This window comes from Intestinimonas sp. MSJ-38 (genome assembly GCF_018917925.1).
Taxonomy (GTDB): domain Bacteria; phylum Bacillota; class Clostridia; order Oscillospirales; family Butyricicoccaceae; genus Pseudobutyricicoccus.
Window position 1 is genome coordinate 1 of sequence record NZ_JAHLPO010000001.1, and the last position, 25,622, is coordinate 25,622.

General features: G+C 52.8%; 28 protein-coding genes. 6 read left to right on the forward strand and 22 right to left on the reverse strand.

Translation table 11 applies throughout. The features are described 5' to 3' along the window. From KQI26_RS00005 to bilS, 4 genes are all read left to right on the forward strand, one after another. The coding region (locus tag KQI26_RS00005; protein ID WP_216502616.1) for an integrase core domain-containing protein at positions 1-309 on the forward strand (309 nt) is incomplete at its 5' end. 26 nt (positions 310-335) lie between these two features. Beyond that, positions 336-773, forward strand: coding sequence for a bilirubin utilization transcriptional regulator BilQ (gene bilQ, locus KQI26_RS00010; protein WP_216502619.1), 438 nt, complete (start codon positions 336-338; stop codon positions 771-773). Then, positions 746-1,864 carry a bilirubin reductase gene (gene bilR / locus KQI26_RS00015; protein ID WP_216502621.1) on the forward strand — a complete coding sequence of 373 codons (1,119 nt, stop codon included), beginning with the start codon at positions 746-748 and terminating at the stop codon, positions 1,862-1,864. Before bilQ ends, bilR begins: the two co-directional genes overlap by 28 nt. Continuing rightward, positions 1,861-2,343, forward strand: coding sequence for a flavodoxin family protein BilS (gene bilS, locus KQI26_RS00020; RefSeq protein ID WP_216502623.1), 483 nt, complete (start codon positions 1,861-1,863; stop codon positions 2,341-2,343). The genes bilR and bilS overlap by 4 nt, the downstream gene beginning before the upstream one ends. A gap of 64 nt (positions 2,344-2,407) precedes the next feature. Here the strand turns inward: bilS and KQI26_RS00025 are convergent, their stop codons facing one another. The 3 genes from KQI26_RS00025 to KQI26_RS00035 all read right to left on the reverse strand — a co-directional run bounded on the left by KQI26_RS00025 (position 2,408) and on the right by KQI26_RS00035 (position 4,010). Continuing rightward, complete coding sequence (locus tag KQI26_RS00025; RefSeq protein WP_216502625.1) at positions 2,408-2,824, reverse strand: DUF2871 family protein; 417 nt, start codon at positions 2,822-2,824, stop codon at positions 2,408-2,410. Positions 2,825-2,847: 23 nt separating this feature from the next. Next, positions 2,848-3,591, reverse strand: a complete 744-nt coding sequence (gene yaaA / locus KQI26_RS00030; RefSeq protein ID WP_216502626.1) for a peroxide stress protein YaaA — start codon at positions 3,589-3,591, stop codon at positions 2,848-2,850. 80 nt (positions 3,592-3,671) lie between these two features. Next, positions 3,672-4,010, reverse strand: a complete 339-nt coding sequence (locus tag KQI26_RS00035) for a hypothetical protein (protein WP_118428845.1) — start codon at positions 4,008-4,010, stop codon at positions 3,672-3,674. 288 nt (positions 4,011-4,298) lie between these two features. Here KQI26_RS00035 and KQI26_RS00040 point away from each other — a divergent pair, with 288 nt between their 5' ends. Together KQI26_RS00040 and KQI26_RS00045 are read left to right on the forward strand one after the other, a co-directional pair. Beyond that, the gene (locus KQI26_RS00040) at positions 4,299-4,664 is read left to right on the forward strand and encodes a PadR family transcriptional regulator (RefSeq protein ID WP_118428844.1); all 366 of its coding nucleotides are present in this window, start codon (positions 4,299-4,301) and stop codon (positions 4,662-4,664) included. Beyond that, positions 4,633-4,803: a hypothetical protein gene (locus KQI26_RS00045; protein WP_216502627.1), complete on the forward strand. Its 171-nt coding sequence runs from the start codon at positions 4,633-4,635 to the stop codon at positions 4,801-4,803. Before KQI26_RS00040 ends, KQI26_RS00045 begins: the two co-directional genes overlap by 32 nt. An 83-nt stretch (positions 4,804-4,886) precedes the next feature. On the opposite strand, the gene KQI26_RS00050 is transcribed toward KQI26_RS00045, so the two are convergent. From KQI26_RS00050 to KQI26_RS00140, 19 genes are all read right to left on the reverse strand, one after another. Further along, on the reverse strand, positions 4,887-6,053 hold the full coding sequence (locus tag KQI26_RS00050; RefSeq protein ID WP_253292564.1) for an AI-2E family transporter: 1,167 nt from the start codon (positions 6,051-6,053) through the stop codon (positions 4,887-4,889). A gap of 207 nt (positions 6,054-6,260) precedes the next feature. Continuing rightward, on the reverse strand, positions 6,261-6,680 hold the full coding sequence (locus tag KQI26_RS00055) for a hypothetical protein (RefSeq protein ID WP_216502631.1): 420 nt from the start codon (positions 6,678-6,680) through the stop codon (positions 6,261-6,263). Next, positions 6,677-7,063: an ABC transporter substrate-binding protein gene (locus KQI26_RS00060; RefSeq protein ID WP_216502633.1), complete on the reverse strand. Its 387-nt coding sequence runs from the start codon at positions 7,061-7,063 to the stop codon at positions 6,677-6,679. The genes KQI26_RS00055 and KQI26_RS00060 overlap by 4 nt, the downstream gene beginning before the upstream one ends. A gap of 349 nt (positions 7,064-7,412) precedes the next feature. After that, positions 7,413-8,969 carry an ABC transporter substrate-binding protein gene (locus tag KQI26_RS00065; RefSeq protein WP_216502634.1) on the reverse strand — a complete coding sequence of 519 codons (1,557 nt, stop codon included), beginning with the start codon at positions 8,967-8,969 and terminating at the stop codon, positions 7,413-7,415. Positions 8,970-9,281: 312 nt separating this feature from the next. Then, a complete protein-coding gene (locus KQI26_RS00070; protein WP_216502635.1) occupies positions 9,282-10,817 on the reverse strand; it encodes an ABC transporter substrate-binding protein in 1,536 nt (511 codons plus the stop codon). Positions 10,818-10,950: 133 nt separating this feature from the next. Further along, a complete protein-coding gene (locus tag KQI26_RS00075; RefSeq protein WP_216502638.1) occupies positions 10,951-11,136 on the reverse strand; it encodes a hypothetical protein in 186 nt (61 codons plus the stop codon). Between the two features lie 64 nt (positions 11,137-11,200). After that, positions 11,201-11,404 carry a hypothetical protein gene (locus KQI26_RS00080; protein ID WP_216502640.1) on the reverse strand — a complete coding sequence of 68 codons (204 nt, stop codon included), beginning with the start codon at positions 11,402-11,404 and terminating at the stop codon, positions 11,201-11,203. A gap of 302 nt (positions 11,405-11,706) precedes the next feature. After that, positions 11,707-13,242 carry an ABC transporter substrate-binding protein gene (locus KQI26_RS00085; protein WP_216502642.1) on the reverse strand — a complete coding sequence of 512 codons (1,536 nt, stop codon included), beginning with the start codon at positions 13,240-13,242 and terminating at the stop codon, positions 11,707-11,709. 473 nt (positions 13,243-13,715) lie between these two features. Continuing rightward, positions 13,716-15,248: an ABC transporter substrate-binding protein gene (locus tag KQI26_RS00090; RefSeq protein WP_216502644.1), complete on the reverse strand. Its 1,533-nt coding sequence runs from the start codon at positions 15,246-15,248 to the stop codon at positions 13,716-13,718. 403 nt (positions 15,249-15,651) lie between these two features. Next, the gene (locus tag KQI26_RS00095; RefSeq protein WP_216502646.1) at positions 15,652-16,608 is read right to left on the reverse strand and encodes an ABC transporter ATP-binding protein; all 957 of its coding nucleotides are present in this window, start codon (positions 16,606-16,608) and stop codon (positions 15,652-15,654) included. Then, on the reverse strand, positions 16,605-17,612 hold the full coding sequence (locus tag KQI26_RS00100; RefSeq protein ID WP_118748556.1) for an ABC transporter ATP-binding protein: 1,008 nt from the start codon (positions 17,610-17,612) through the stop codon (positions 16,605-16,607). Before KQI26_RS00100 ends, KQI26_RS00095 begins: the two co-directional genes overlap by 4 nt. Before the next feature lie 18 nt (positions 17,613-17,630). After that, positions 17,631-18,530, reverse strand: a complete 900-nt coding sequence (locus KQI26_RS00105; RefSeq protein ID WP_216502648.1) for an ABC transporter permease — start codon at positions 18,528-18,530, stop codon at positions 17,631-17,633. Next, the gene (gene nikB / locus KQI26_RS00110; RefSeq protein ID WP_118748558.1) at positions 18,527-19,471 is read right to left on the reverse strand and encodes a nickel ABC transporter permease; all 945 of its coding nucleotides are present in this window, start codon (positions 19,469-19,471) and stop codon (positions 18,527-18,529) included. Before nikB (KQI26_RS00110) ends, KQI26_RS00105 begins: the two co-directional genes overlap by 4 nt. Positions 19,472-19,691: 220 nt before the next feature. Then, positions 19,692-19,889 (reverse strand): hypothetical protein, encoded by a 198-nt coding sequence (locus KQI26_RS00115; protein ID WP_216502650.1) that lies wholly within the window; start codon positions 19,887-19,889, stop codon positions 19,692-19,694. A 143-nt stretch (positions 19,890-20,032) separates the two neighbouring features. Then, positions 20,033-20,989: an ABC transporter ATP-binding protein gene (locus tag KQI26_RS00120; protein WP_216502646.1), complete on the reverse strand. Its 957-nt coding sequence runs from the start codon at positions 20,987-20,989 to the stop codon at positions 20,033-20,035. Then, positions 20,986-21,993 (reverse strand): ABC transporter ATP-binding protein, encoded by a 1,008-nt coding sequence (locus KQI26_RS00125; RefSeq protein ID WP_118748556.1) that lies wholly within the window; start codon positions 21,991-21,993, stop codon positions 20,986-20,988. Before KQI26_RS00125 ends, KQI26_RS00120 begins: the two co-directional genes overlap by 4 nt. 18 nt (positions 21,994-22,011) lie before the next feature. Further along, positions 22,012-22,911, reverse strand: coding sequence for an ABC transporter permease (locus tag KQI26_RS00130; RefSeq protein WP_216502648.1), 900 nt, complete (start codon positions 22,909-22,911; stop codon positions 22,012-22,014). Next, on the reverse strand, positions 22,908-23,852 hold the full coding sequence (gene nikB, locus KQI26_RS00135; protein ID WP_118748558.1) for a nickel ABC transporter permease: 945 nt from the start codon (positions 23,850-23,852) through the stop codon (positions 22,908-22,910). Before nikB (KQI26_RS00135) ends, KQI26_RS00130 begins: the two co-directional genes overlap by 4 nt. A gap of 194 nt (positions 23,853-24,046) precedes the next feature. Further along, positions 24,047-25,600: an ABC transporter substrate-binding protein gene (locus KQI26_RS00140; RefSeq protein WP_216502651.1), complete on the reverse strand. Its 1,554-nt coding sequence runs from the start codon at positions 25,598-25,600 to the stop codon at positions 24,047-24,049. Positions 25,601-25,622 lie beyond the last annotated feature (22 nt).

Sequence of the window (25,622 nt, forward strand, 5' to 3'; positions counted from 1 at the left end):
ACGGATAACGGCTTTGAGTTTACCAACCGCTTCTCCAACAGTAAGCGCGAGCTGCCGACGCTATTTGAAAAAACAGCCGCCGAACTGAATATCCGACATAAACTGATCCGTCCTTACACGCCGCGCCATAATGGCAAGGTCGAGCGCAGCCACCGCGAGGATCAGAAACGCTTCTACTCTTGCCACTCGTTCTATTCCTTGGATGACTTTGCAAAGCAGCTTGCTGTCCACAACCGCCGCTCTAATAACTTGCCCATGAGACCCCTCCGCTGGATGTCTCCCGCTGAGTTCACTGTCCAATATGTTTGACAAACCTACAAGGAGCTGAATCATTCATGTTTCAAACCCTGGCGTACTATGTCACCCTGTTTCACCGCAGCTTTGTCACCTATACCACGGCCCGGCTGCATCAGGTGGGCTTGAGCTTCGGCTCCCTGTTCCCCATTCTCTATGTGGGAAAACACCCCGGATGTTCCCAGGCCCAGCTGACCGCCGCTTTGAATCTGGACTGGGGACATTCCCAGCGCCTCATCACCAAGCTGGTGGAAGAGGGGTTTCTCACCCGGGAAAAATCCGGCCGGTCCTATCATCTGGATCTGAGCCCCAAGGGGCAGGAAACATTTGAAGTGAGCCACCAGGTGTTTTTTGATTGGGACGCGGAGGCCCTGGCCTCCCTTTCCCCCGCGGAACAGCAGCAGCTTTTGAACCTCTTGGCAAAAGTTACCCGGAAGGAAGTGGATCCCACTTGTACGAAACCATCCAAAGCCCTATAAATTACGGCGGGCTTCCTTTAAAAAACCGGATCATTTTCGCTCCGACTTCCCTGGGGCTTCCCCAACCGGAGCAAATAGAGCGGCTGCGGAATATCGCCGCCGGCGGCTGCGCCATGATCATCCTGGGAGATGTGCCGGTGCTTCCCCATGGCTTTGGCCCCTCTCTCTATTCCAAGAAGGGCATGGCCTATTACAAATCCCTCACCGACGCCGTCCACCAGGAAGGGTGCAAGATCTGCGCCCAGCTTCACCAATCGGACTCCAACTGGAAAGCCATGATCAAATACATCCCCAAAGTACTGACCCACCGGATCTCCATGGAGGAACTGCGGCCTCTGCTCAACCAGCAGGTGGGGCCGTATATCACCAATCTGCCGGTGGAAAAAATCAACGAGATCATCTCTGCCTTTGGTATGGCCGCACAGCTGGCCATCCAGGCGGGATTCGATATGGTCCAGGTCCACGGAGACCGGATGTGCGGCAGCTTCAGCTCCGCCCTGTTTAACCAGCGCACCGATCGCTATGGCGGCAGCCCGGAAAACAGAGCCCGCTTCGCCGCAGAGGCCGTATCGGCCATCCGCCGCAGCTTGCCGGAAATCCCCATTGATTTCAAACTGGCCGTGCGCCAGGAGGACCCTCATTATGGAAATGCCGGCGTGCTGGAAAGTGAGCTGCCCATTTTCGTGCCTATTTTGGAGCAGGCCGGTGTGACCAGCTTTCATGTGACTCTGGCCAACCACGGCGGGCTGACCGATACCATCCCTCCCGCCAGTCATCCGGTGTTCGGGTCTGAAGGCTGCTTTTTGAAATTCTGCGATACGGTAAAGAAGCTGACTCGCCTGCCGGTGTGCGGCGTGGGCGGATTGACCGATCCGGATTTTGTGGAAAGGCAGCTGAAAAACGGACGGATCGACTGTGCCGCCATGAGCCGCCAGCTCACTGCCGATCCCCAGTGGCCCAATAAGGTGGCTACCGGCCGGGCCAAAGAGATTCACCGGTGTGTCCGCTGCAACCAGAAATGCCTGGGTGGTATGATGGCCCACCAGGGCGTCCACTGCATCTACGATAAAAAGGAGGAAGCACAATCATGAGTTATGCCATTGTTTACAGCAGCCGCACAGGCAATACCGCTCTTCTGGCCCAGGCTCTGAAAGAGGCCCTGCCCCAGGGGAACTGCCTCTATTGCGGCGCGCCCGATGCCAAAGCCCTTACCGCCCAAACCATCTATGTGGGGTTCTGGACCGACAAGGGCACTTGCGATGCCGCTGCCGCCCAGTTTCTCCAAAGTCTGACCCATCACCAGGTGTTCTTATTCGGCACCGCCGGTTTCGGCGGAAATGATGCCTACTTCGCCCAGATCCTAGACCGGGTACAGGCTCTTTTGCCCCAAGGCACCGAATGCATCGGCTCCTATATGTGCCAGGGCAAGATGCCCCAAAGCGTGCGGGATCGCTACCAGGGAATGGAGGACAGCCCCCGGCGCACCGCCATGCTGGAAAACTTCGATCGGGCCTTGAGCCATCCCGACGATGCCGATCTGCTCCGTCTGAAGGCCGCTGTAACCAAATAGAAAGCCCCATTGATATAGACGCAGCAAGGCCCGTCCCTCATTCAAAGGGACGGGCCTTGTTTTTTTATCGTGTGCAGCTTTTTTTGATCTGGAGCAGCAGAAGCACTAGAGAGACCCCCAGAAGGATATGTCCTATGCCGGCCATACCGGAAAGGGCCCCTTCCAGGGCCGCAGACAGGTCAATCCCCCGCACCTGCACAATGCCACGGCAAAAGAGCATCAAGGCGGTAAGGTTCAATCCCACCTGATAAAAGATCAGCACTTTCCCGGTATTTCTCCCGAAAAAGGCCAGATTTTTCTCCAGCAAAAGCAGCAGGAGGAAAAAGACCATTCCCAAAAGGAAATAATGGGTGTGCGCCGTCCCCAACGCTGTGCGACCTTGAAAGCCATTGAACTTGGTGAACTCCCGGTAAAATACCCCACCGGCCATGGCCAAAATAGCATAGACCATCGCCAGATTAGCATATCGTTTTTCTTTCATTGATATCTTCTCCTTTCCACCTCTCAAGGTTTTAAAAACACATAGGTTTTTTCATCCGAGCGGGTCGGATCGTACCGATAGCCCAAAGCATCAAATTTCTGCATCACCTGGGGCTCCTCCCCCTGGCGCTCAGCCAGAAAGCGAACCATTTCTCCCCGGGCCATCTTCACATAGACCCCTTTTTCCACCACTTTGCCCCCGATCAGCTGACCGAACACCGGAGTGATGCACTGTGCATCTTCTCCCAGGTGGCGCACCACCGCCCGGCCATATTCCCAGGAGGCCAGGTTCACCACCACCCGATCGTCCTTCGTCAGCTCCCGCGCCAGGCGGTCGCCCCAGAAATCATAGAGATTTTCCCCGAACGGAGCTTTCAGTTTTGTCCCCATCTCCAGCCGATAGGGACGCACTCCGTCAAAAGGCCGCAGCAGACCATACAGACCAGACAAAATGGCCAGATGCTGCTGGAGATAATCAAATTCCTGATAGGTGAACACCCCAGGGGCCATGTACTGATACTGGATTCCCTCATAAGACAGTATGGCTGGGCTGAGATTCTTTGTCAGATCCATTTTCTGATACCGCTCATAGTTCTGTCGGGCGATGGCTTCCGAACAGGAAAGGCGCTCTTTCAGCTCCTCATAGGAAAGGCTTTTCAGCCATCCCGCCAGCTGCCTGGCCTCCTGCCCAAACACCGGCTGAGAGCGGGGCGCCATGCTGTCCAGCTCATCCCGCATCTTTTTCGCCGGGGATATGATGATCTGCATAGGCTTTTCTCCTTATTATATATAAAGCGGCAAACTTTCTCCAGCAAAAAAACCGCCCGGCCGATAGCCGGGCGGTTTTATCATGCTTTCAACAGTTCCTCCACCTGCACGGTGAGGATGGTGTTTTTGTCCTCCACTTCCCGGATACGGCGGCGGATTTCCCGCTGATCCCGATCCCGCTGCTCGGCCAGATTCACCTGGCCTTCAAACAGCATATCCAGCTTAGGGCACAAATCGTTTTCCAAACGCACCTTGATCTTGAGCAGATCTTCATCCTGCTCTTTCAGCAGCCGGTAATGTTCCTGAAGCATTTTGGTATGATTCTGCTGGGTTTCCTCCAGCTGTTCCAGCATCAGCCGGTTCTGCCGCAATTCCAGCAGGATTTGTTCCATGGTTTCCTGCAATCCCATTGGTTCCATTGATACCCCTCCTGCCTTCCTGAAAAGGTCCTCTGCCGGGGGCCATTTTTCTTCCTATTCCCCGTCCATTCCTCTGATAGTGATACGATTATACATCACATCCCCCGCCGCTTCAAGTGAATGTTTGCTTTTCCCTGCGCTTTCCTCCAAAAACGGCAGAAAAAAGCCACAGGCCCCAGCACCGTTCCCTCCCATTGGGGATTTTCTCTTGACAATACAGGTATATTGCAAAACAATATACCCAGGTACTTTGTTTTGCAATATAGTCACAGATAAGGAGGTGCCCGTTTGATCCCATCACAAATGCTGAAAGGTACGCTGGAGGGCTGTGTCCTGGCCATCATCAGCAAAAAGAAAACCTATGGATATGAAATATCCCAGCAGCTTATGGCCTACGGCTTTGGAAAAATCACAGAAGGCACCATCTATCCCCTGTTGCTCCGATTGGAGAAAAACAAATGGGTCCATGCCACATACCAGGCCTCCGATCTGGGTCCCAAGCGAAAATACTATGCACTGACGCCCCAAGGGGAGCAGGCCCTGACCGATTTCCTCAGCAGCTATGCCGAACTTTCCAAAGCCATACACACTTTGATCTGCGACATTCAGGGAGGGACAGAAAATGAGCAAACGAACCAAACAACTGCTGAATGAAAACAATGCATTGGAAAACTGCATCCAAAACAATGTATTTATCACCTACCCTATCGCCTCTATCCATCTGCTGCTGGCTCTAGGAGGCATTGCCCTTCTGTTTATCCTCTACAAAATCCTGGATAGCAAGCTGGATTGACCGATTTCCTTTCACAAAAACCCACAGGGGAGGCGGCGCTCCGACCGTCTCCCCTGTGGGTTTCTCTTTGAATAGATTCGGACTTATTGCTCCCCTTCCTCTGACGAAGGAAGAAGAGGGTTTCCCTTTTCATCCACTCCCCGCCGGCGCAGCTTGAGGGCCGTCACATCCCGCAGTATGGAATAGAGCACGGCGCAGGCCGGCACGCCCAGCACCATACCCAAAAAGCCAAAGAGCCCTCCGCCGGCCACGATGGCGGCCAATACCAGCAGCGGAGAAAGACCGGTGCTGTCCCCCAGAATCTTGGGGCCCAGGATATTGCCGTCGAACTGCTGCAGCGCCACAATGAGGATGAAAAACCGCAGGGCGCTGAAGGGGTCCACAATGAGCAGAATCATCAGACAGGGTACCGCTCCCACAATGGGGCCAAAAAAGGGAATGATATTGGTAACACCCACAATGACGCTGACCAGAATGGCAAAGGGGATTTTGATCAGGCAGGACAAAAAGAAGCACAGCATACCGATGATGGCGCTATCGATGATCTTTCCATTGAGGAAGGCCGAGAAAATCTGATTGCTCTTGCGGCAATAGCCCAAAAAGACCCGCGCTTTATCGGTGGGCACAAAGGCATAGACCAGCCGCTTCAGCAAGCGGACCAGGTTCTCCTTGCTATACAGCATATAAATCGAAGCGATCAGGGCGGTAAAGCCGGAGATCACGCCGCTGCCCAAGGCGACGCCCAGGTTAAACAGATCGGGCAGGCGGCGGTACAGGGTATCCCCGGCCTGGCGCACCAGTTCGTCATAGGTGTCTATCAGGCTGCCCATCACCCGGCTGTCCAGATGCAGACGGGACACGATCTTCTGGGACAAATCGTTCAGATTGCTGAGATAATAGGGCACATTATAAACAAACAGCTCCACCGACCGGACCACCTGGGGCAGTACCAGCTGCACCAGAACGGCCACCACCGCCGTCGCCAGCAAATAGACAGTAAGGATGGCCAGGGCCTTCCCGCCCCGCAGGCGGCCATAGACCTTTTGGCGAAAAAATTCCATGGGGGCATTGAGGAGAAAGGCAATGGCAAACCCCACCAGAAAGGGAGAGAGGATGTCCAAAAAATTGCGCAAATGCTCCCGGATGGAAGTGAGATTGGCGGCGGCCAGATAAAAGGAAATGGCCAGCACAGCCACCAGCAAATTGGATATGGCCCGCCTGTCCAGCAGACCCCACGGATGTTTTTTCATCATTTCTCCTCCTTTTTCTGTTTTGATTGTACCATGGAGCCCCTAAAAAGAAAACGACTTTTTTCTTATACTTTTCGTATTTTTCCCTTTTTATATTTCAGAAGGACATTTTGACATGCGCAAAGGCCAGGGACTTTCGCCCCTGGCCTTTGGCTTTTATGAGGGTTTATGAGAAGCGGCGATTGCCGCAAAGTGTAAGCAGTTTTGTTATTCCTTCCACTTCACATCGTTGAAATAGAGGAAACCGGCTGCATTGATCTCCACGCCTTCCAGATTGGCGTTGTAGGCCCGGAGGTACACATCCTGGAACAGAGGAACCTGGGGGCACAGCTCATTGATGAGCGTGCTGCACTGGCGCAGGACTTCTTCCCGTTCCGCTTCGTCGATGGTGGCGCACGCCTGATCGATCAGGGCATCCACTTCCGGGTTCTTCAGACGGGTCTTGTTGGAAGCACCGATGGACTTGCTATGGTAAACACCGGTGAGATAGGACAGCATATTGCTGGCCGAATAGTTGCCGATGGCGGCTGTGTAATTGCCTTCGACCGTGGTGCTCAGGCAGGCGGCCAGGTCCATGCTCTCGATGGTGGCATCGATGCCCAAAGTTGCCACATCGGACTGGATCACTTCGGCGGCCCGCTCTTCTGGTCATTGGAGCAGATGATGCTCAGCTGGATGGTGGAAGGATCCACACCCGACTGCTCCATGTATTTCTTGGCCTGCTCCACATCGTACTTTTCGCTCTTTTCCTCGGTGGCCCCTTCCAGGTTGGAAGGAGTCTGGGAGTAAGAAGCCACGCCCATGCCATTAAGGGCCACTGTAACGATGTTCTCTTTGTTGACCACGCTGTTGATGGCTCTTCTCACATCCACATTGCTGAGGCCGGGCTTTTCGTTGTTGAGCATCATCCACATATGGTTGGTGGAATCATGCTGGAGCAGAGTCAGATCGCTGTTGCTCTCGATGCGCTTTCCCCGGCATAGGGCCCCGTCCCGAAGGACTATGTGCATTATAGTCCGGCGTGTACTAAAATGCAACGAGATTTTTCATACTTTCGCAATAATTTTAAAACACTATTTTAAAATATAACCAAAAACCATGAATTTGTTTGCAGCATTTCGACGATTTTTCATTTTGTTAAGCATTTATCAAACATCGCTTTTATCTATTTTTCCCCTACTGTTTATTTTGCTTTTCGATCTTTTGGCATGTTTGACGATTTTTTTCACAAAGTCCTTTTTTGCTGATTTTTTGTCATACTTTGTCCGGCCTCAAACCAAAGGAAAACCGCCTGGGAAGCGACTCCCAGGCGGTTTTCGGTTTGTGAAAACAATATGAGTATGAAGGAATTTGCAGTGCTTAGTCGGCCCAGCTGCACTTTTCAAAGCGCATGGTGCCGCCGGCATTGACTTCCACACCTTCCAGCCCCTTGGCATAGGCCCGCAGGCTTGTGGCGGTGTAGAGGGGGATATTGGGGCAGGCCTGGTTGGCTTTGGCCATGATCTGCTGGAGCAGCTCATTCCGGGCATCTTCGTCCACTGTGGCGGATGCCTGATCGATGAGAGCGTCCACTTCAGGATCGCTGAACCGGGTCTGATTGGAGCCGCCGATGGAATTGCTGTGGAACACACCCTGCACATGGGTCATCAGGTCTGTTGCGGTATAGCCGCCGATGGCTGCGGTAAAGTCCCCTTCCACCGTGGCGCTGAGGTAAGTGGCCAGATCCATGCTTTCGATCTCGGCCTCGATGCCGATCTCTTTCAAATCGGCCTGGATCACTTCGGCGGCCCGCTTCTTGGTATCATTGGAGCAAACGATGCTCATCTCCACCGAGGAGGGTTCCACGCCGGATTTCTCCATGTATTCTTTGGCCTTTTCCACATCGTAGGAATCGGTGTTCTCTGCGCTGTAGCCGGTGAGCATGGAGGCGCCTTCGCCTTCGGCCACCTTACCCAGGCCGTTGATGGCCACGGTGATGACATTTTCCTTATTGATGGCGGCGTTGATGGCTCTTCTCACATTCTCATTGCTGAGGCCGGGCTTTTCGTTGTTGAGCACCATCCAGTTGAGGGTGGTGGAATCCACACTCAGAAGTTCCAGATTCTCATTTTCCTGGATGCGGTCGGCGTCCATGGCTTCCACTTCCACGATGAAATCCACTTCGCCGGCTTCCAGAGCGATGGTGCGGGAGGAACCTTCGGGGATGATCTTCCAGGTCATGTGCTTGATGGCCGGTGCACCGCCGAAATATTCGTCAAAGGCTTCGAAGGTCAGGCTGTCGCCCCGCTTCCATTCCACCAGTTTGTAGGGACCGGTGCCAACAGGATCTTCTCCGAAGTCATGGCCTTCATCGATGAGCTTCTTGGGAACGATGGCGTTGCCGTGGGAGCAAAGGTTTGTCAGCAGCACGGCGGAGGGGCCGTTTGTCTCGATGGCCACGGTGTAATCGTCCACCACTTCCACACTGGCGATCATGTTGTTGAACTGAGAGACTTCAGCAAAGGTCTTGGCATATTCCAAAGAGGCCTTTACATCCTGGGCGGTCATCTCGCTGCCGTCGTGGAACTTGACGCCCTGCTTCAGATGAAGCACCCACCGGGTCTCGCTTTCGTTCTCATAGCTTTCCACCAGCTCCGGCTGGGGGTTGAGATCCATATCGGTGGCAAACAAGGTGCTGTATGTCAAAAGGTTCATATAGGAACCAGCTGTGGCATTGTGGGAATAGGGGCTGAGGGTAGGTGTTTCGCCCATGGTGGCGATGACGATGCTGTCTTTGCCTCCAGCCGCTGTGGTTACGGCCTGACCGCCTTCGGTCTTGGTTGTCTGGGCCGACTGTTTCTGACAGGCTGCTACAATACCGATCAGGGCCGCAATAATCAGTACCAGGCTCAGCATCCTCTGTTTCGTCTTGTTCATGGGAATCACCTCATAATTTCAAAATATTTTTTCGCTTTTCCCCTCCCTCCAAGGGCCCTTTGGAAGGGGTTCGGGGGAGCTTGTTTCGTATTATAGGCCCTCTTTTTCCCCTTTGCAAGACCCTTTTTGCCTTTCCATGTTTTTTCAGAACATATGCTATATCGAATGAAATATAACATTTTGAATTCAGCTATTTTGCACAGGTTTATATTGGAATTTTCCTGGATTCGCAAGAAAAAAGACTCTCTGGAGAACCTTTTCTCCAGAGAGTCTCTTGATGTTTTTGTCTAATTTTCCTCAAAAAGGTGCTGCTTATTCAGCCCAATACACATTTTCGAAGTAGAGAGAACCGCCGTCGTTGACTTCCACACCCTGCAGGCCAGCGTTAAAGGCACGCATGGTCAGGGGCTGCCACAGAGGAGCCTGAGAGCAGATCTCGTTGAGCTTAGCAGACAGCTGCTCCAGAATAGCTACACGCTCAGCCTCATCAATGGTCACCTTGGCCTGATCGATCAGAGCATCCACTTCGGGATCGTTCAGACGGGTCTTGTTGGAAGCGTTGATGGAGGAGCTGTGATACACGCCCACCACATAGCTCAGCAGATCGCTGGAAGAATAACCGCCGATGGAAGCAGTGAAGTCACCTTCGGCTGTGGCAGACAGATAGGTAGCCAGGTCCATGCTCTCGATTTCGCAGTTGATGCCGATTTCCTTCAGGTTGGCCTGAATCACTTCACCGGCCCGCTTCTTGGTGTCGTCAGAGCAGATGATGGAGAACTTGATGGAGGCGGGATCCACACCGGACTTCTCCAGCCATTCCTTAGCCTTCTCTACATCATAGGTATCGGCGTTCTCTTCGGTAGCGCCCTCAAAGTTCATGGGCATCTGGGATACAGCAGGAGTAGCCATGCCGTTGTAGGCCACAGTCACAACGCTTTCCTTGTCGATGGCGCTGTTGATGGCGTGACGCACATCCTGGTTATCAAGGCCGGGCACCTCGTTGTTCAGCATCAGCCAAGTTACATTGGTGGAGTTGTAGTCGATCACAGTCAGATCAGAGTTTTCCTTCAGGCGATCGCCGTCCATGGCTTCCACTTCCACCACAAAGTCCACTTCGCCAGCTTCCAGAGCGATGGTACGGGAAGAGCCTTCGGGGATGATCTTCCAGGTCATGTTCTTGATCTTGGGAGCGCCCAGGAAATAATCGTCAAAAGCTTCGAAAGTCAGGCTGTCGCCGCGCTTCCACTCAACCAGCTTGTACGGGCCGGAACCCACGGGATCTTCGTTGAAGTCATGACCTTCATCGATGAGCTTCTTGGGAACGATGGCGTTGCCGTGGTGGCACAGGTTGCTCAGAACCATGGCGTCGGGGCCATCGGTCTTGATCTCAACGGTCATGTCGTCCACCTTGGAGATGGAGACAAAGTTCTTGTTGTACAGGTTGACTTCGGCAAAGCCCTGGGCCCACTGGAGGGAAGCCACCACATCGTCAGCGGTCATGGTGTCGCCGTTGTGGAACTTGACGCCTTCCTTGATCTTGAAGTGCCAGGTGCTCTCGTCCACATTCTCATAGCTCTCCACCAGATTAGGCTGGGGCTTCAGATCCATATCGGTGCGGAAGAGCATGCTGTAAGTCAGCTGGTTCATGTAGTCGCCAGCCACAGCGTTGTGCTCGGTGGGAGACAGAGAGGGAGTCTCACCAGAAGTGGCGATGACGATGCTGTCCTTGTCGCCGCCCTTGGTGACGCTCTTCTTTTCGCCGCCATCGCTGGAGCAGCCAGCCAGCAGGCCCAACAGCATCACTGTGGCCAGAAGCAGGCTGAGCAGCCGAACTTTTCTGTTTCTCATGTGTTTTCACCTCATAAAATATTTTCAACAGGGGCCTCCCTGTCGAATCACTTTTCACTCCCTGAAAGCCATCAGGAAATTGAACGAAAATTTAACAAAACAATTAAAAAATTATTGTTAAGTAGCTCACTATTTATTTATTTTTTATTGCAAAGCTATTATATCTCTTCTTTTTTCTTTTTGCAACGCCCGGCTTTTCAAGTCCTCGGCGGCCTATTCTTTGCACTTTACACAACTTTTGCCAACTCAATTTGTCCACATCTCCCACTTTTTCTTCTTTTTCGAAAATTTTCCATAGATATTCTGCCCATTTTTTCACCTTTTCATCGTCTTTTTTTGGTGATTTAGCTGATTTTTATATTACATTGTGCTGTAACTAGGGCTTATTCCTCCCAGTACACATCTTCGAAATAGAGTATACCGCTGTCGCTGACTTCCACGCCCTGGAGGCCGGAGTCATAAGCTCTCGAGGGAGTCTCACCAGAGGTGGCGATGACGATACTGTCTTTGGTTCCGCCGCTGTCGGTGTTATCGCTGGAAATGTCGCCGCTGTCACTGGAACAACCGGCAAACAAGCCAACCGACATAATGCCGGCCAGCAACAAGCTGATGGCACGCAGTTTCCTCTTTTATTTTTTGACATTGGCCAAACCAAACAAAATGGCCTCTCGATAATTTGCAATTCATTTAATTTTTTGTGTATCTTTTTAATTTATTGCCTTGTTAAGCCCGTATAACGCAGCATATTATACGCATCATCTCGAATTTATTACTAAGATGTGAGCAATTCACAAAGTGAAGTGTTGAAAGTCCCTTACTCCGGCTAAAATTTGTGATAAAAAAAGAGCCCGCGCAATGCACGAGCTCTTTCAAAGCAGTACTTTTTAACTTATTTCCAGCTCACATCTTCGAAGTACAGAGTGCCGCTGGGAGAAACCTCAACACCCTGGAGATTGGCGTTGTAAGCACGGAAGTTGACGGGCTGATACAGGGGAACCTGAGGAGTCAGGGTGTTGATCAGGGAGACGCACTCCTGCAGCACCTTATCTCTCTCGGTGGCATCGATGGTGGCCGAAGCCTTGTCGATCAGAGCATCCACTTCAGGATTGTTCAGACGGGTCTTGTTGGAACCGTTGATGGACTTGGAGTGGAACACACCAACCAGGAAGGAAACCATGTCGCTGGAGGTGTAGTTGCCGATGGAAGCAGTGTAGTTGCCTTCACCTGTGACGGACAGATAGGTGGCCAGGTCCATGCTTTCGATGGTGGCTGTGATGCCCAGGGTGTCCTTCAGGTTGGCCTGAATCACTTCGGCGGCACGCTTCTTGGTGTCGTTGGAGCAGATGATGCTCATTTCGATGGAAGCAGGATCCACACCGGATTCATCCATGTACTTCTTAGCCTGCTCAGCGTCGAAGGAGTTCACATTCTCTTCGCTGGCGCCAGGCATGTTGTTGGGAGCCTGAGAATAGATGGCAGTGCCCATGCCGTTCAGAGCAACGGCGATAACGCTTTCCTTGTCGATGGCGCAGTCCATAGCCTTACGCACATTCACATTGTCCAGGCCGGGCTTTTCGTTGTTCAGCATCATCCAGTTGTGCTCGGTAGCATCGTACTCATAGATAGCCACTTCGTCGTTGCCAGCCAGACGGTCATAGTCCATGGCTTCCACTTCCACGATGAAGTCGATCTCGCCGGCTTCCAGAGCGATGGTACGGGAGGAACCTTCGGGGATGATCTTCCAGGTCATGTGCTTGATGGGAGCTTCGCCGTCAAAATAATCGGCAAAGGCTTCGAATTCCACGCTGTCACCGCGCTTCCATTCCACCAGCTTGTACGGGCCGGAGCCAACGGGATCGGAGGCAAAGTCATGGCCTTCGTCCAGCAGCTTCTTGGGAACGATGGCGTTGCCGTGATGGCACAGGTGGTTCAGCAGAATGGCGGAGGGACCAGGAGTGGTGATTTTGATGGTGTAATCATCCACAGCTTCGATGGTCTCAACGCACTGGTTGTACAGGTTAACTTCGGCGCAGGTCTTGCCATACTCGATGGAAGCAACCACATCTTCGGCCTTCATCTCGTCGCCGTTGTGGAACTTAACGCCCTGCTTCAGCTTGAAGACCCATTCGGTCTCACTGGTATTTTCGTAGCTTTCCACCAGGTTGGGCTGGGGATTCATTTCTACATCGGTGTTGAACAGGGTGCTGTAAGTCAGCAGGTTCATGTAGCTGCCGGCTGTAGCGTTGTGGTCATAGGGAGAAAGGGAAGGAGTTTCGCTCATGGTAGCGATAACGATGCTGTCCTTGTTGCCGCCACCGTTGCTCTTCTTGTCGTCGCCGCCACTGCTGTTGCAGCCGGCCAGCAGGCCCAGCATCATGACTGTGGCCAAGAACAGGCTCAGCAGACGCAGTTTTCTGTTTCTCATAATGTTTCACCTCATGTAACATTGTTTGGCGGTCTTTGCCGCCTTCCCGGTTCTCTCCTCCGCGGGCAGGTTCACCGGATGATTGCATTATAAGCGATGTTCATAAAATATTCAATAAAAATTTTAAAATAGCAAGGCGATTTTTGTGCATCTTTTCGTGATATTTCCCTATCTTTGCCATTCTCTTTTGTGCAGAATGCCTCATTTACTTTACTTTGATTCACTAAGCACCTTCGATTTTTTGTATACTTTGCCCTAGGATTTTTCTGGTTTTCGTTGCATTTTTAACAAACTTTGTTGCTTTTCCTGAATTCTCAATTTTCGTTTATAGATTTGTAATTATTGCGCTCTTTTTTCTCTGTCACGCCGATATTTTTTCTTTTTTTCTCCGGAAAGACTACAAAAAATCCCGGGAGAGAAAATCTCCCGGGATTTTTTCATTTGTTCTGTTTGCTCTTTTTTTCAGCTAGCAGTTATTCTTCCCAATAGCAATTCTTGAAATACAGATTGCCAACGGCGTTGATTTCTACGCCCTTCAGCTTGGCATTGTAGGCCCGCAGAGCGATGGGCTGCCACAGCGGAATATGAACACACAGCTCATTCAGGTAAGCGTTCAATTCTTCCATAATTTTCTGACGCTCATCTGCATCCAGTGTTACCATTGCTTCTTGGATCAATTCATCCACCTTCGGATCGGACAACCGAGCCCGGTTGGAGCCACCAATGGATTCACTATGGAACAGGCCTTTACAATAAATCAGCTGATCGGTGGTGTTGTACCCGCCAATACAGGCACTATAATTGCCTTCTGTGGTGGCCGACAAATAAGTCGCCAGATCCATGCTCTCCAAGGAGCATTCGATGCCGATTTTCTTCAGGTCGGCCTGAATCACTTCACCAGCCCGCTTTTTCATATCGTTGGAGCAAATGATGGAGAAATTGATGGTGGAAGGATCCACTCCCGATTCTGCCAGATACTGCTGCGCCTTTTCCACATCATAATCATCGGCGTTCTCTTCCGAACATCCAACCAAATTCATGGGAGTCTGGGCTTTAACAGGAGTGCCCAGATTATTAGCCGCCACAGTAACGACATTTTCCTTATTGATGGCCGCATTGATGGCATGGCGTACCAGTTGGTTGCCCAAAGCGCCATATTCGTGATTCAACTGCAAGTAGTTATAGTCGGTAGCTTCATACTGATAAACTTCGATCTCATCGTTACCTTCCAGACGATCGATGTCCATCTGTTCCACTTCCACGATGAAGTCGATCTCGCCGGCTTCCAGAGCGATGGTACGGGAAGAACCTTCAGGGATGATCTTCCAGATCATATTCTTGATTTTGGGCTCTCCCTCCCAATAATCCTTAAAGGCTTCAAAAGTGAGGCTGTCGCCCATCTTCCACTCTTTGAACACATAGGGGCCGGTGCCGATGGGGTTCTCATTGAAGTTGTTGCCTTCGTCAATGAGCTTTTTGGGAACGATGGCATTGCTGGTACCCGTAAGGTTATCCAGTATAATGGCGCAAGGTTCAAAAGTGGTGATCTTAATGGTTTCGTCGTCCACAATATCCACTTGTTTGATGTTCTCTGTGCTGGTCTTGATCAGCGGGAAATTCTGCGCCCAATCCAAGGAGGCCTTCACATCTTCCACTGTCATTTCTTCACCAGTATGGAATTTGACCCCTTTGCGGATTTTGAATTCCCATTCGGTATCGCTGATGGCTTTATAGCTCTCTGCCAGGCAGGGTTCCGGCTTCATATCCATGCCCCGCCGCAAAAGGCCTTCGTAAGTCAGAAGATTCATATAGCCACCGGCCACAGCATTGTGCTCGTTGTTGGTCAAGGAGGGGGTCTCGCTCATGGTGGCAATGACAATGGTATCCTTGGCACCGCCTTTGGTTTTGCCTTCGTCCTTTTTGCACCCGGCCACGCCGACAAACAATCCTGCCGTCATGGTAAGAAGGGCCAATACACTGACCAAACGCTTTCTTCTGTTACTCATGCCTTTCACCTCTTTCATCATATACGCGATGCCCTCCGCGCCGGAATGTTCTTTCGCAGTGGGCTGGCTGCAAGTGGTATGACTTATTATATGCTGTTCTCCTCTTCTCCCGCAATCCCCCTTCGCAACTTCCGCGCATCTATTTTTATTCAATTTGTCCATTTTATTTTCGAATCAAAAGTCTTTATTAGTATAGCTTCCATAAAGTTTTCTTCGTATCTTTTACACACATTCCTATTTTTTGTGAAATTTATCCTGTATCATTGGGGTATTTTTGCGCGCTTTCACAAGTGTCCCAAATTTATCATTACAATTTTGTGCAGTAAACTACTGCATTTTCTTGCGAATAAAAAAGCCGACGCAGGATTTACTGCGTCGGCTTTTCGGTATTTCAGGAGGCTTCTTATTCGGCCAGGAAGCAGGACACGAAATGGCCCGGGCTGATCTCCTTCAGCTGAGGCTCTTCGCTCCGGCAGCGGTCGGTGGCGTAGTTGCAACGGTTGGCAAAACGGCACACCGGCTTCGGCTCGATGGGGCTGGTAATTTCGCCCTTCAGCAGAATGCGGTCCAGCTGCTTGTGGATGTTGGGCAGCGGAATAGCACTCAGCAGAGCCTGGGTATACGGATGAGTCGGGTTCTTGAACAGCTCATCGGAAGGTGCCTTCTCGATCAGCTTGCCCAGGTACATAACCGCGATATCATCGGAGAAGTGGTTAACAACCGACAGGTCATGGGTGATGAACATATAAGTCAGTCCCATCTGCTCCTGCAGGTCTTCCATCAGGTTCAGAATCTGAGCCTGAATGGACACATCCAGAGCCGATACCGGTTCGTCGCACACGATGAACTTGGGGTTCACGGACAGAGCGCGGGCGATACCGATTCTCTGACGGCGGCCGCCGTCCAGCTCGTGGGGATAAGTGTTGTACAGACGCTCGGCCAGACCTACGATCTCCATCAGCTCCAGAACCTTCTTCTGCAGCTGCTTCTTGTCTGTCACCATCTTGTTCAGCAGCAGGGGCTCGGCGATGGTCTGGCTAATGGTCTTTCTGGGGTTCAGAGAGGAGAACGGATCCTGGAAGATGATCTGCAGATCTTTTCTCTTCTTCCGCATCTCTTCCTTGCTCAGCTTTGCCAGGTCTTCTCCCTCGAACAGCACTTCGCCTCCAGTGGGCTCCAGCAATCTCAGGATGGCGCGGCCTGTGGTGGATTTACCACAGCCGGACTCGCCTACCACACCCAGGGTCTGGCCTTTGTTGATGGTGAAGGTGACGTCGTCCACCGCGTGCAGCATACCTCTCGGCGTGCTGAAGTATTTTTTGAGGCCTTTTACCTCTAACAATGCTTTCTGCTCGCTCATTTCCGGTTCAACATCCCTTCCTTGATATTCTCTTCGTTATACAGATGGCATTCCACATAATGCTCCTCGTTGCGGTATACGCGCTTCGGCTTCTGTGTCTTGCAGATCTCCATAGCGTAATCGCACCGCGGGCAGAATGCGCACCCGGCAGGCAGGTTGCTGGGGTCCGGCATCAGGCCCTTGATGGGCTTCAGGCGCTGCTCTCTGTGATCCAGGTCAGGCAGAGAGTTGAACAAGCCTTCTGTATACGGATGGCGGGTGTAATCGAACACATCCTCCAGAGTGCCATGCTCCACGATCCGACCGGCATAGATGATGGAAACTGTATCACAGATTTCCGCCACGATGCCCAGGTCATGGGTGATCATCAGCATGGAGGTGTTGTACTGCTCTTTCAGGTTCTTCATCATTTCCAGAACCTGTGCCTGGATAGTAACATCCAGAGCGGTGGTGGGTTCGTCGGCGATCAGCAGCGCCGGCGAGCAGGCCAGGGCGATAGCGATAACCACACGCTGCTTCATACCACCGGAGAACTGGTGCGGATACTCCGTACCACGCTCGCCAGGGATACCTACCAGCTCCAGCATCTCCTTCGCCTTCTCTACCGCTTTGGCATGGTTCACATTTTCATGCAGCTCTACCACTTCGGCGATCTGGTCTTCTACGGTCATAACAGGGTCCAGCGAGGTCATCGGGTCCTGGAAGATCATGGACACCTGATTGCCTCTCACCTTTTCCATTTCCTTTTCGCTCTTGGCGAAGATGTCTTCTCCGCCCAGCTTGATTGTGCCGCTGACGATCTTTCCAGGAGGATCGGGGATCAGCCGCAGGATCGACAGACCTGTGGTCGTCTTGCCTGCACCGGTCTCGCCTACCAGGCCCAGGGTTTTGCCCTTCTCGATCTCCAGATCCAGTCCGTTTACGGCCTGGACGATGGCGTCGTCCGTACGGAACTCTACCACCAGATCCTTGATCTCAACAGCAAGGTTCTTCTTGTCACTCATCGCTCTTTTCCTCCTGTCTTACTTCAGTCTGGGATCCAGCGCGTCACGCAGACCGTCGCCCAGCAGGTTCAAGCTCAGGATCGTGATCATGATCATGCACCCGGGGAACATGGTGATGTAGCTGTAATCGCGGATATAGGTTCGGCCGCTGGACAGCATTGCGCCCCATTCCGGACGGGGTGCCTGCACGCCCAGGCCCAGGAAGCTCAGGCCCGCTGTGGACAGGATCACAGAGCCTACATTCAGAGTTGTCTGAACCAGGATCGGGCCCATGCAGTTGGGCAGAACATGGCTCAGGATGATTCTGGCGTTCTTCGCTCCGATGGCTCTCGCCGCCTCGATGTACTCGGAGTCACGCACGGTCAGAACTGCGCCGCGCACGATACGGGAGAAACCAGGCACACTGGAGATCGTCAGAGCGATGATCAGGTTCAGGTTGCTGGCGCCCAAGGCCGCAACGATGGTGATGGCCAACAGGATATTGGGGATAGCCAGCAGGATGTCCATGCAGCGCATGATCACCATGTCCAGCTTGCCGCCGAAGAAGCCGGCCACAGAACCCAGCAGCCCGCCCACGACCAGGGAGAAGCACACAGCCACAAAGCTGATGCCCAGGCTCATACGAGCGCCGTGGAAGATTCTGGACAGAATATCTCTTCCCAGCTCATCTGTACCGAAGGGATGAGAAGCCGAGGGAGACTGCAGTCTCTGGCTGATATCCTGCTTGATTACCACTGTGTCATAGTCGAACAGTACGCCGGCGAAGATCACCATCAGGATCAGCAGGATGACGATCGCCAGACCTACCATGGCGCCCTTGTTCCGTCTCAGGTGACGCCACACATCATACATCTGGCCGTGCTTCTTTGCGCTGCCGGCCTCGGCAGCTGCGGCCGTGTTCTTTTTCTCTTTGCTCATTTGCTCTTACCCCCCGACTTGTACTGGGACTTGATCCGCGGATCCACCATGCCGTACAGAATATCAACCACCAGGTTGACCACGGAGAAGGTGGCGCACACCAGGATGATACATCCCATAACCATGGGGATGTCTCGGCCATTGATGGAGTCCACCATCAGTCGGCCAACACCAGGCCATGCGAAAACGGTCTCTGTCAGCACCGAGCCGCCCAGCATGTAACCGATCTGCAGACCGATAACTGTGATGGTGGGGATCAGCGCGTTCTTCAGTGCGTGCTTACGGATAACAACGCCATAGGCCACGCCCTTGGCGCGCACCGTACGGATGTAGTCCTGACGAATGGTCTCCAGCATGGAGGAACGGGTTGTTCTGGCGATAGATGCCATGTGGTTGAAGCCCAGAGCCACGGCGGGCAGCACGATGCTCTTAATACCCTCACTACCGGAGGAGGGGAACAATCCCAACTTCAGGGAGAACAACAGAATCAGCAGCAGGCCCAGCCAGAAGATAGGCATCGAAACACCGATCAACGCGATAACCATGCTGATGCTGTCAAACAGAGTATTCTGCTTCACAGCGGCCACAACGCCCAGCGGCACAGCCACGACCACAGCCAGAAGCATGGCGCAAGCTGTCAGCTTGATGGTGTTGGGGAAACGGTTAAACACTTCTTCAGACACAGGTCCACGAGTCTTGTAGGAGTCGCCCATGTCGCCCTGCACCAGCTTGATGATGTAGTTGGCATACTGCACCAACACTGGATCGTTCAGGCCCAAGGAGTCCCGCAGCTCTTGAATCTGCTCAGGGGTGGCCTGCTCGCCCAAGATAACCTTCGCCGGATCGCCTGGCGCCAGCTGCAGGATCAGGAACACGAGCAGGGTTACGCCGATCAATACCGGGATCAGCATAATCAGTCTCTTAACAATGAATTTCCACATAAGATCCTCCTGTAATTTTTTTACCCCTGCGTCTCCAACAGAATGCTGCCCTTCCTGTTAGAAACGCATTTGGCAAAAAGTATCCGCAACATGTGGCAAGACACATGCAATGCGTATAAGGAATTCCGCTGCTCCCCGATTATCTGGAGCAACTGTAGTACGATTATATCTTGTCGAAAATATTTTTGCAATAAAAAGTTTATGATTTATTTAATAATTGTTATGCAGTTCTTCTTTTAATGTAGAATTTTTTGGCGTTGTTTTTTGCATATTGCATAAAATTATTCGGCTCCTTCCATTTTTTCACTTTTCTCTTTTGTGTATTTTGTTTATTTGCTCTGCATACTTTTTCAGCATTAGTGATGAATTTGCACATATTTGTTCTCTTTTTGCCTTTTTCCAGCAAAATTTCTTTCATTATCACTCCAAGCTTTTCCCTCTTGACGAAGCGTTTTTTCTTGTTCCACGCTCTCTTTTTTCTGCAAAAACTGACAAAAAGGAACAATAAAAAAGCCGACGCAGGATTTACTGCGTCGGCTTTTCGGTATTTCAGGAGGCTTCTTATTCGGCCAGGAAGCAGGACACGAAATGGCCCGGGCTGATCTCCTTCAGCTGAGGCTCTTCGCTCCGGCAGCGGTCGGTGGCGTAGTTGCAACGGTTGGCAAAACGGCACACCGGCTTCGGCTCGATGGGGCTGGTAATTTCGCCCTTCAGCAGAATGCGGTCCAGCTGCTTGTGGATGTTGGGCAGCGGAATAGCACTCAGCAGAGCCTGGGTATACGGATGAGTCGGGTTCTTGAACAGCTCATCGGAAGGTGCCTTCTCGATCAGCTTGCCCAGGTACATAACCGCGATATCATCGGAGAAGTGGTTAACAACCGACAGGTCATGGGTGATGAACATATAAGTCAGTCCCATCTGCTCCTGCAGGTCTTCCATCAGGTTCAGAATCTGAGCCTGAATGGACACATCCAGAGCCGATACCGGTTCGTCGCACACGATGAACTTGGGGTTCACGGACAGAGCGCGGGCGATACCGATTCTCTGACGGCGGCCGCCGTCCAGCTCGTGGGGATAAGTGTTGTACAGACGCTCGGCCAGACCTACGATCTCCATCAGCTCCAGAACCTTCTTCTGCAGCTGCTTCTTGTCTGTCACCATCTTGTTCAGCAGCAGGGGCTCGGCGATGGTCTGGCTAATGGTCTTTCTGGGGTTCAGAGAGGAGAACGGATCCTGGAAGATGATCTGCAGATCTTTTCTCTTCTTCCGCATCTCTTCCTTGCTCAGCTTTGCCAGGTCTTCTCCCTCGAACAGCACTTCGCCTCCAGTGGGCTCCAGCAATCTCAGGATGGCGCGGCCTGTGGTGGATTTACCACAGCCGGACTCGCCTACCACACCCAGGGTCTGGCCTTTGTTGATGGTGAAGGTGACGTCGTCCACCGCGTGCAGCATACCTCTCGGCGTGCTGAAGTATTTTTTGAGGCCTTTTACCTCTAACAATGCTTTCTGCTCGCTCATTTCCGGTTCAACATCCCTTCCTTGATATTCTCTTCGTTATACAGATGGCATTCCACATAATGCTCCTCGTTGCGGTATACGCGCTTCGGCTTCTGTGTCTTGCAGATCTCCATAGCGTAATCGCACCGCGGGCAGAATGCGCACCCGGCAGGCAGGTTGCTGGGGTCCGGCATCAGGCCCTTGATGGGCTTCAGGCGCTGCTCTCTGTGATCCAGGTCAGGCAGAGAGTTGAACAAGCCTTCTGTATACGGATGGCGGGTGTAATCGAACACATCCTCCAGAGTGCCATGCTCCACGATCCGACCGGCATAGATGATGGAAACTGTATCACAGATTTCCGCCACGATGCCCAGGTCATGGGTGATCATCAGCATGGAGGTGTTGTACTGCTCTTTCAGGTTCTTCATCATTTCCAGAACCTGTGCCTGGATAGTAACATCCAGAGCGGTGGTGGGTTCGTCGGCGATCAGCAGCGCCGGCGAGCAGGCCAGGGCGATAGCGATAACCACACGCTGCTTCATACCACCGGAGAACTGGTGCGGATACTCCGTACCACGCTCGCCAGGGATACCTACCAGCTCCAGCATCTCCTTCGCCTTCTCTACCGCTTTGGCATGGTTCACATTTTCATGCAGCTCTACCACTTCGGCGATCTGGTCTTCTACGGTCATAACAGGGTCCAGCGAGGTCATCGGGTCCTGGAAGATCATGGACACCTGATTGCCTCTCACCTTTTCCATTTCCTTTTCGCTCTTGGCGAAGATGTCTTCTCCGCCCAGCTTGATTGTGCCGCTGACGATCTTTCCAGGAGGATCGGGGATCAGCCGCAGGATCGACAGACCTGTGGTCGTCTTGCCTGCACCGGTCTCGCCTACCAGGCCCAGGGTTTTGCCCTTCTCGATCTCCAGATCCAGTCCGTTTACGGCCTGGACGATGGCGTCGTCCGTACGGAACTCTACCACCAGATCCTTGATCTCAACAGCAAGGTTCTTCTTGTCACTCATCGCTCTTTTCCTCCTGTCTTACTTCAGTCTGGGATCCAGCGCGTCACGCAGACCGTCGCCCAGCAGGTTCAAGCTCAGGATCGTGATCATGATCATGCACCCGGGGAACATGGTGATGTAGCTGTAATCGCGGATATAGGTTCGGCCGCTGGACAGCATTGCGCCCCATTCCGGACGGGGTGCCTGCACGCCCAGGCCCAGGAAGCTCAGGCCCGCTGTGGACAGGATCACAGAGCCTACATTCAGAGTTGTCTGAACCAGGATCGGGCCCATGCAGTTGGGCAGAACATGGCTCAGGATGATTCTGGCGTTCTTCGCTCCGATGGCTCTCGCCGCCTCGATGTACTCGGAGTCACGCACGGTCAGAACTGCGCCGCGCACGATACGGGAGAAACCAGGCACACTGGAGATCGTCAGAGCGATGATCAGGTTCAGGTTGCTGGCGCCCAAGGCCGCAACGATGGTGATGGCCAACAGGATATTGGGGATAGCCAGCAGGATGTCCATGCAGCGCATGATCACCATGTCCAGCTTGCCGCCGAAGAAGCCGGCCACAGAACCCAGCAGCCCGCCCACGACCAGGGAGAAGCACACAGCCACAAAGCTGATGCCCAGGCTCATACGAGCGCCGTGGAAGATTCTGGACAGAATATCTCTTCCCAGCTCATCTGTACCGAAGGGATGAGAAGCCGAGGGAGACTGCAGTCTCTGGCTGATATCCTGCTTGATTACCACTGTGTCATAGTCGAACAGTACGCCGGCGAAGATCACCATCAGGATCAGCAGGATGACGATCGCCAGACCTACCATGGCGCCCTTGTTCCGTCTCAGGTGACGCCACACATCATACATCTGGCCGTGCTTCTTTGCGCTGCCGGCCTCGGCAGCTGCGGCCGTGTTCTTTTTCTCTTTGCTCATTTGCTCTTACCCCCCGACTTGTACTGGGACTTGATCCGCGGATCCACCATGCCGTACAGAATATCAACCACCAGGTTGACCACGGAGAAGGTGGCGCACACCAGGATGATACATCCCATAACCATGGGGATGTCTCGGCCATTGATGGAGTCCACCATCAGTCGGCCAACACCAGGCCATGCGAAAACGGTCTCTGTCAGCACCGAGCCGCCCAGCATGTAACCGATCTGCAGACCGATAACTGTGATGGTGGGGATCAGCGCGTTCTTCAGTGCGTGCTTACGGATAACAACGCCATAGGCCACGCCCTTGGCGCGCACCGTACGGATGTAGTCCTGACGAATGGTCTCCAGCATGGAGGAACGGGTTGTTCTGGCGATAGATGCCATGTGGTTGAAGCCCAGAGCCACGGCGGGCAGCACGATGCTCTTAATACCCTCACTACCGGAGGAGGGGAACAATCCCAACTTCAGGGAGAACAACAAAATCAGCAGCAGGCCCAGCCAGAAGATAGGCATCGAAACACCGATCAACGCGATAACCATGCTGATGCTGTCAAACAGAGTGTTCTGCTTCACAGCGGCCACAACGCCCAGCGGCACAGCCACGACCACAGCCAGAAGCATGGCGCAAGCTGTCAGCTTGATGGTGTTGGGGAAACGGTTAAACACTTCTTCAGACACAGGTCCACGAGTCTTGTAGGAGTCGCCCATGTCGCCCTGCACCAGCTTGATGATGTAGTTGGCATACTGCACCAACACTGGATCGTTCAGGCCCAAGGAGTCCCGCAGCTCTTGAATCTGCTCAGGGGTGGCCTGCTCGCCCAAGATAACCTTCGCCGGATCGCCTGGCGCCAGCTGCAGGATCAGGAACACGAGCAGGGTTACGCCGATCAATACCGGGATCAGCATAATCAGTCTCTTAACAATGAATTTCCACATAAGATCCTCCTGTTTTCTTGCCTCTGCCGCCTGATGCTGAAACGGCTTCGGCTGAATTGGGCCCCATTCCCCGCTTCGAGGCCGCCTTTCGCGGCTGCCGGTCCCAAAGCGGGAAATAGGGCGGCACTGTTCCCGGGCCGTCTGGCCCGGGAACAGCGCGGGGTAACGGAGCTATTTCTCTCTGTCAACTGTGCTTATTCAGCCCAGTAAACATTCTCAAAATAGATGGTGCCGCTGTCGCTGACTTCCACGCCTTCCAGACCAGCCTTGTAAGCTCTCAGAGTCAGGGGCTGATACAGAGGAGCCTGGGAGCACAGCAGATTCAGGCGAGCGGACAGCTTCTCAAAAATGGCAACTCTTTCGTTTTCATCCAAAGTTGTCTTAGCCTGATCGATCAGGGCATCCACTTCGGCGTCACGCAGACGGGTCTTGTTGGAAGCGTTGATGGAGGAGCTGTGATACACGCCTACCACATAGCTCAGCAGGTCGCTGGAGGTGTAGCCGCCGATAGCTGCAGTGTAATCGCCTTCAGCTGTAGCAGACAGATAGGTAGCCAGGTCCATGCTCTCGATTTCGCAGTTGATGCCGATTTCCTTCAGGTTGGCCTGCACCACTTCGCCGGCGCGCTTCTTGGTGTCGTCAGAGCAGATGATGGAGAACTTGACGGAAGCGGGATCCACACCGGATTCTTCCAGATACTGCTTTGCCTTTTCCACATCATAAGTGTCGGCATTTTCATTGGTGGTGCCAGCAAAGTTGCTGGGAGTAGCGGTCCAGGAAGGAGTAGCCAGGCCGTTATAGGCAACGGTGACAACGCTTTCCTTGTCGATGGCGCTGTTGATAGCGTGACGCACATTCTGGTTGTCCAGACCGGGCTTCTCGTTGTTCAGCATCAGCCAGTTGTGGCTGGTGTGCTCAAAGCTGATGACCTTCAGATCGCTGTTTTCCTTCAGACGATCAGCGTCCATGGCTTCCACTTCCACGATAAAATCGATCTCGCCGGCTTCCAAAGCGATGGTACGGGAAGAGCCTTCAGGGATGATCTTCCAGGTCATGTTCTTGATCTTGGGAGCGCCCTTATAAAAGTCTTCGAAAGCTTCGAAGGTCAGGCTGTCGCCGCGCTTCCACTCAACCAGCTTGTACGGGCCGGTGCCGATGGGATCGGTGTTGAAGTCATGCCCTTCGTCGATGAGCTTCTTGGGAACGATGGCGTTGCCGTGATGGCACAGGTTCAGCAGAACCATGGCGTCGGGGCCGTCGGTCTTGATCTCAACAGTGCTGTCATCCACCTTGGAGATGGAGACGAAGTTCTTGTTATAGAGGTTGACTTCGGCGAAGCCCTGGGCCCACTGGAGGGAGGCTACCACATCATCCACTGTCATAGTGTCGCCGTTGTGGAACTTGACGCCTTCCTTGATCTTGAAATGCCAGGTGCTTTCGTCCACATTCTCATAGCTCTCAGCCAGATCGGGCTGGGGCTGCATATCCATATCGGAGCTAAACAGAGTATTGTAGGTCAGTATGTTCATGTAAGAACCAGCCACAGCGTTGTGCTCGGTGGGGGACAGAGAGGGAGTCTCGCCCATGGTGGCGATGACGATGCTGTCCTTCGCGCCGCCGCCCTTACCGGGATCTTTCTTGTCGCCGCTGTCTTTGGAGCAGCCAGCAAAGAGGCCCAGGGACATGACGCCGGCCAGCAATAAGCTGATGGCACGCAAATTCCTCTTTCTCATAATGTTCTCACTCATAATGTTCTCACCTCATAAATTT

Coding starts and splice junctions, on each gene's coding strand:
- bilQ (WP_216502619.1), top strand. CDS start 336: ATGTTTCAAACCCTGGCGTACTATGTCACCCTGTTTCACCGCAGCTTT.
- bilS (WP_216502623.1), top strand. CDS start 1,861: ATGAGTTATGCCATTGTTTACAGCAGCCGCACAGGCAATACCGCTCTT.
- KQI26_RS00025 (WP_216502625.1), bottom strand. CDS start 2,824: ATGAAAGAAAAACGATATGCTAATCTGGCGATGGTCTATGCTATTTTG.
- yaaA (WP_216502626.1), bottom strand. CDS start 3,591: ATGCAGATCATCATATCCCCGGCGAAAAAGATGCGGGATGAGCTGGAC.
- KQI26_RS00035 (WP_118428845.1), bottom strand. CDS start 4,010: ATGGAACCAATGGGATTGCAGGAAACCATGGAACAAATCCTGCTGGAA.
- KQI26_RS00045 (WP_216502627.1), top strand. CDS start 4,633: ATGAGCAAACGAACCAAACAACTGCTGAATGAAAACAATGCATTGGAA.
- KQI26_RS00050 (WP_253292564.1), bottom strand. CDS start 6,053: ATGAAAAAACATCCGTGGGGTCTGCTGGACAGGCGGGCCATATCCAAT.
- KQI26_RS00060 (WP_216502633.1), bottom strand. CDS start 7,063: ATGCACATAGTCCTTCGGGACGGGGCCCTATGCCGGGGAAAGCGCATC.
- KQI26_RS00065 (WP_216502634.1), bottom strand. CDS start 8,969: ATGAACAAGACGAAACAGAGGATGCTGAGCCTGGTACTGATTATTGCG.
- KQI26_RS00070 (WP_216502635.1), bottom strand. CDS start 10,817: ATGAGAAACAGAAAAGTTCGGCTGCTCAGCCTGCTTCTGGCCACAGTG.
- KQI26_RS00080 (WP_216502640.1), bottom strand. CDS start 11,404: ATGTCGGTTGGCTTGTTTGCCGGTTGTTCCAGTGACAGCGGCGACATT.
- KQI26_RS00085 (WP_216502642.1), bottom strand. CDS start 13,242: ATGAGAAACAGAAAACTGCGTCTGCTGAGCCTGTTCTTGGCCACAGTC.
- KQI26_RS00090 (WP_216502644.1), bottom strand. CDS start 15,248: ATGAGTAACAGAAGAAAGCGTTTGGTCAGTGTATTGGCCCTTCTTACC.
- KQI26_RS00095 (WP_216502646.1), bottom strand. CDS start 16,608: ATGAGCGAGCAGAAAGCATTGTTAGAGGTAAAAGGCCTCAAAAAATAC.
- KQI26_RS00100 (WP_118748556.1), bottom strand. CDS start 17,612: ATGAGTGACAAGAAGAACCTTGCTGTTGAGATCAAGGATCTGGTGGTA.
- KQI26_RS00105 (WP_216502648.1), bottom strand. CDS start 18,530: ATGAGCAAAGAGAAAAAGAACACGGCCGCAGCTGCCGAGGCCGGCAGC.
- nikB (WP_118748558.1), bottom strand. CDS start 19,471: ATGTGGAAATTCATTGTTAAGAGACTGATTATGCTGATCCCGGTATTG.
- KQI26_RS00115 (WP_216502650.1), bottom strand. CDS start 19,889: ATGAAAGAAATTTTGCTGGAAAAAGGCAAAAAGAGAACAAATATGTGC.
- KQI26_RS00120 (WP_216502646.1), bottom strand. CDS start 20,989: ATGAGCGAGCAGAAAGCATTGTTAGAGGTAAAAGGCCTCAAAAAATAC.
- KQI26_RS00125 (WP_118748556.1), bottom strand. CDS start 21,993: ATGAGTGACAAGAAGAACCTTGCTGTTGAGATCAAGGATCTGGTGGTA.
- KQI26_RS00130 (WP_216502648.1), bottom strand. CDS start 22,911: ATGAGCAAAGAGAAAAAGAACACGGCCGCAGCTGCCGAGGCCGGCAGC.
- nikB (WP_118748558.1), bottom strand. CDS start 23,852: ATGTGGAAATTCATTGTTAAGAGACTGATTATGCTGATCCCGGTATTG.
- KQI26_RS00140 (WP_216502651.1), bottom strand. CDS start 25,600: ATGAGTGAGAACATTATGAGAAAGAGGAATTTGCGTGCCATCAGCTTA.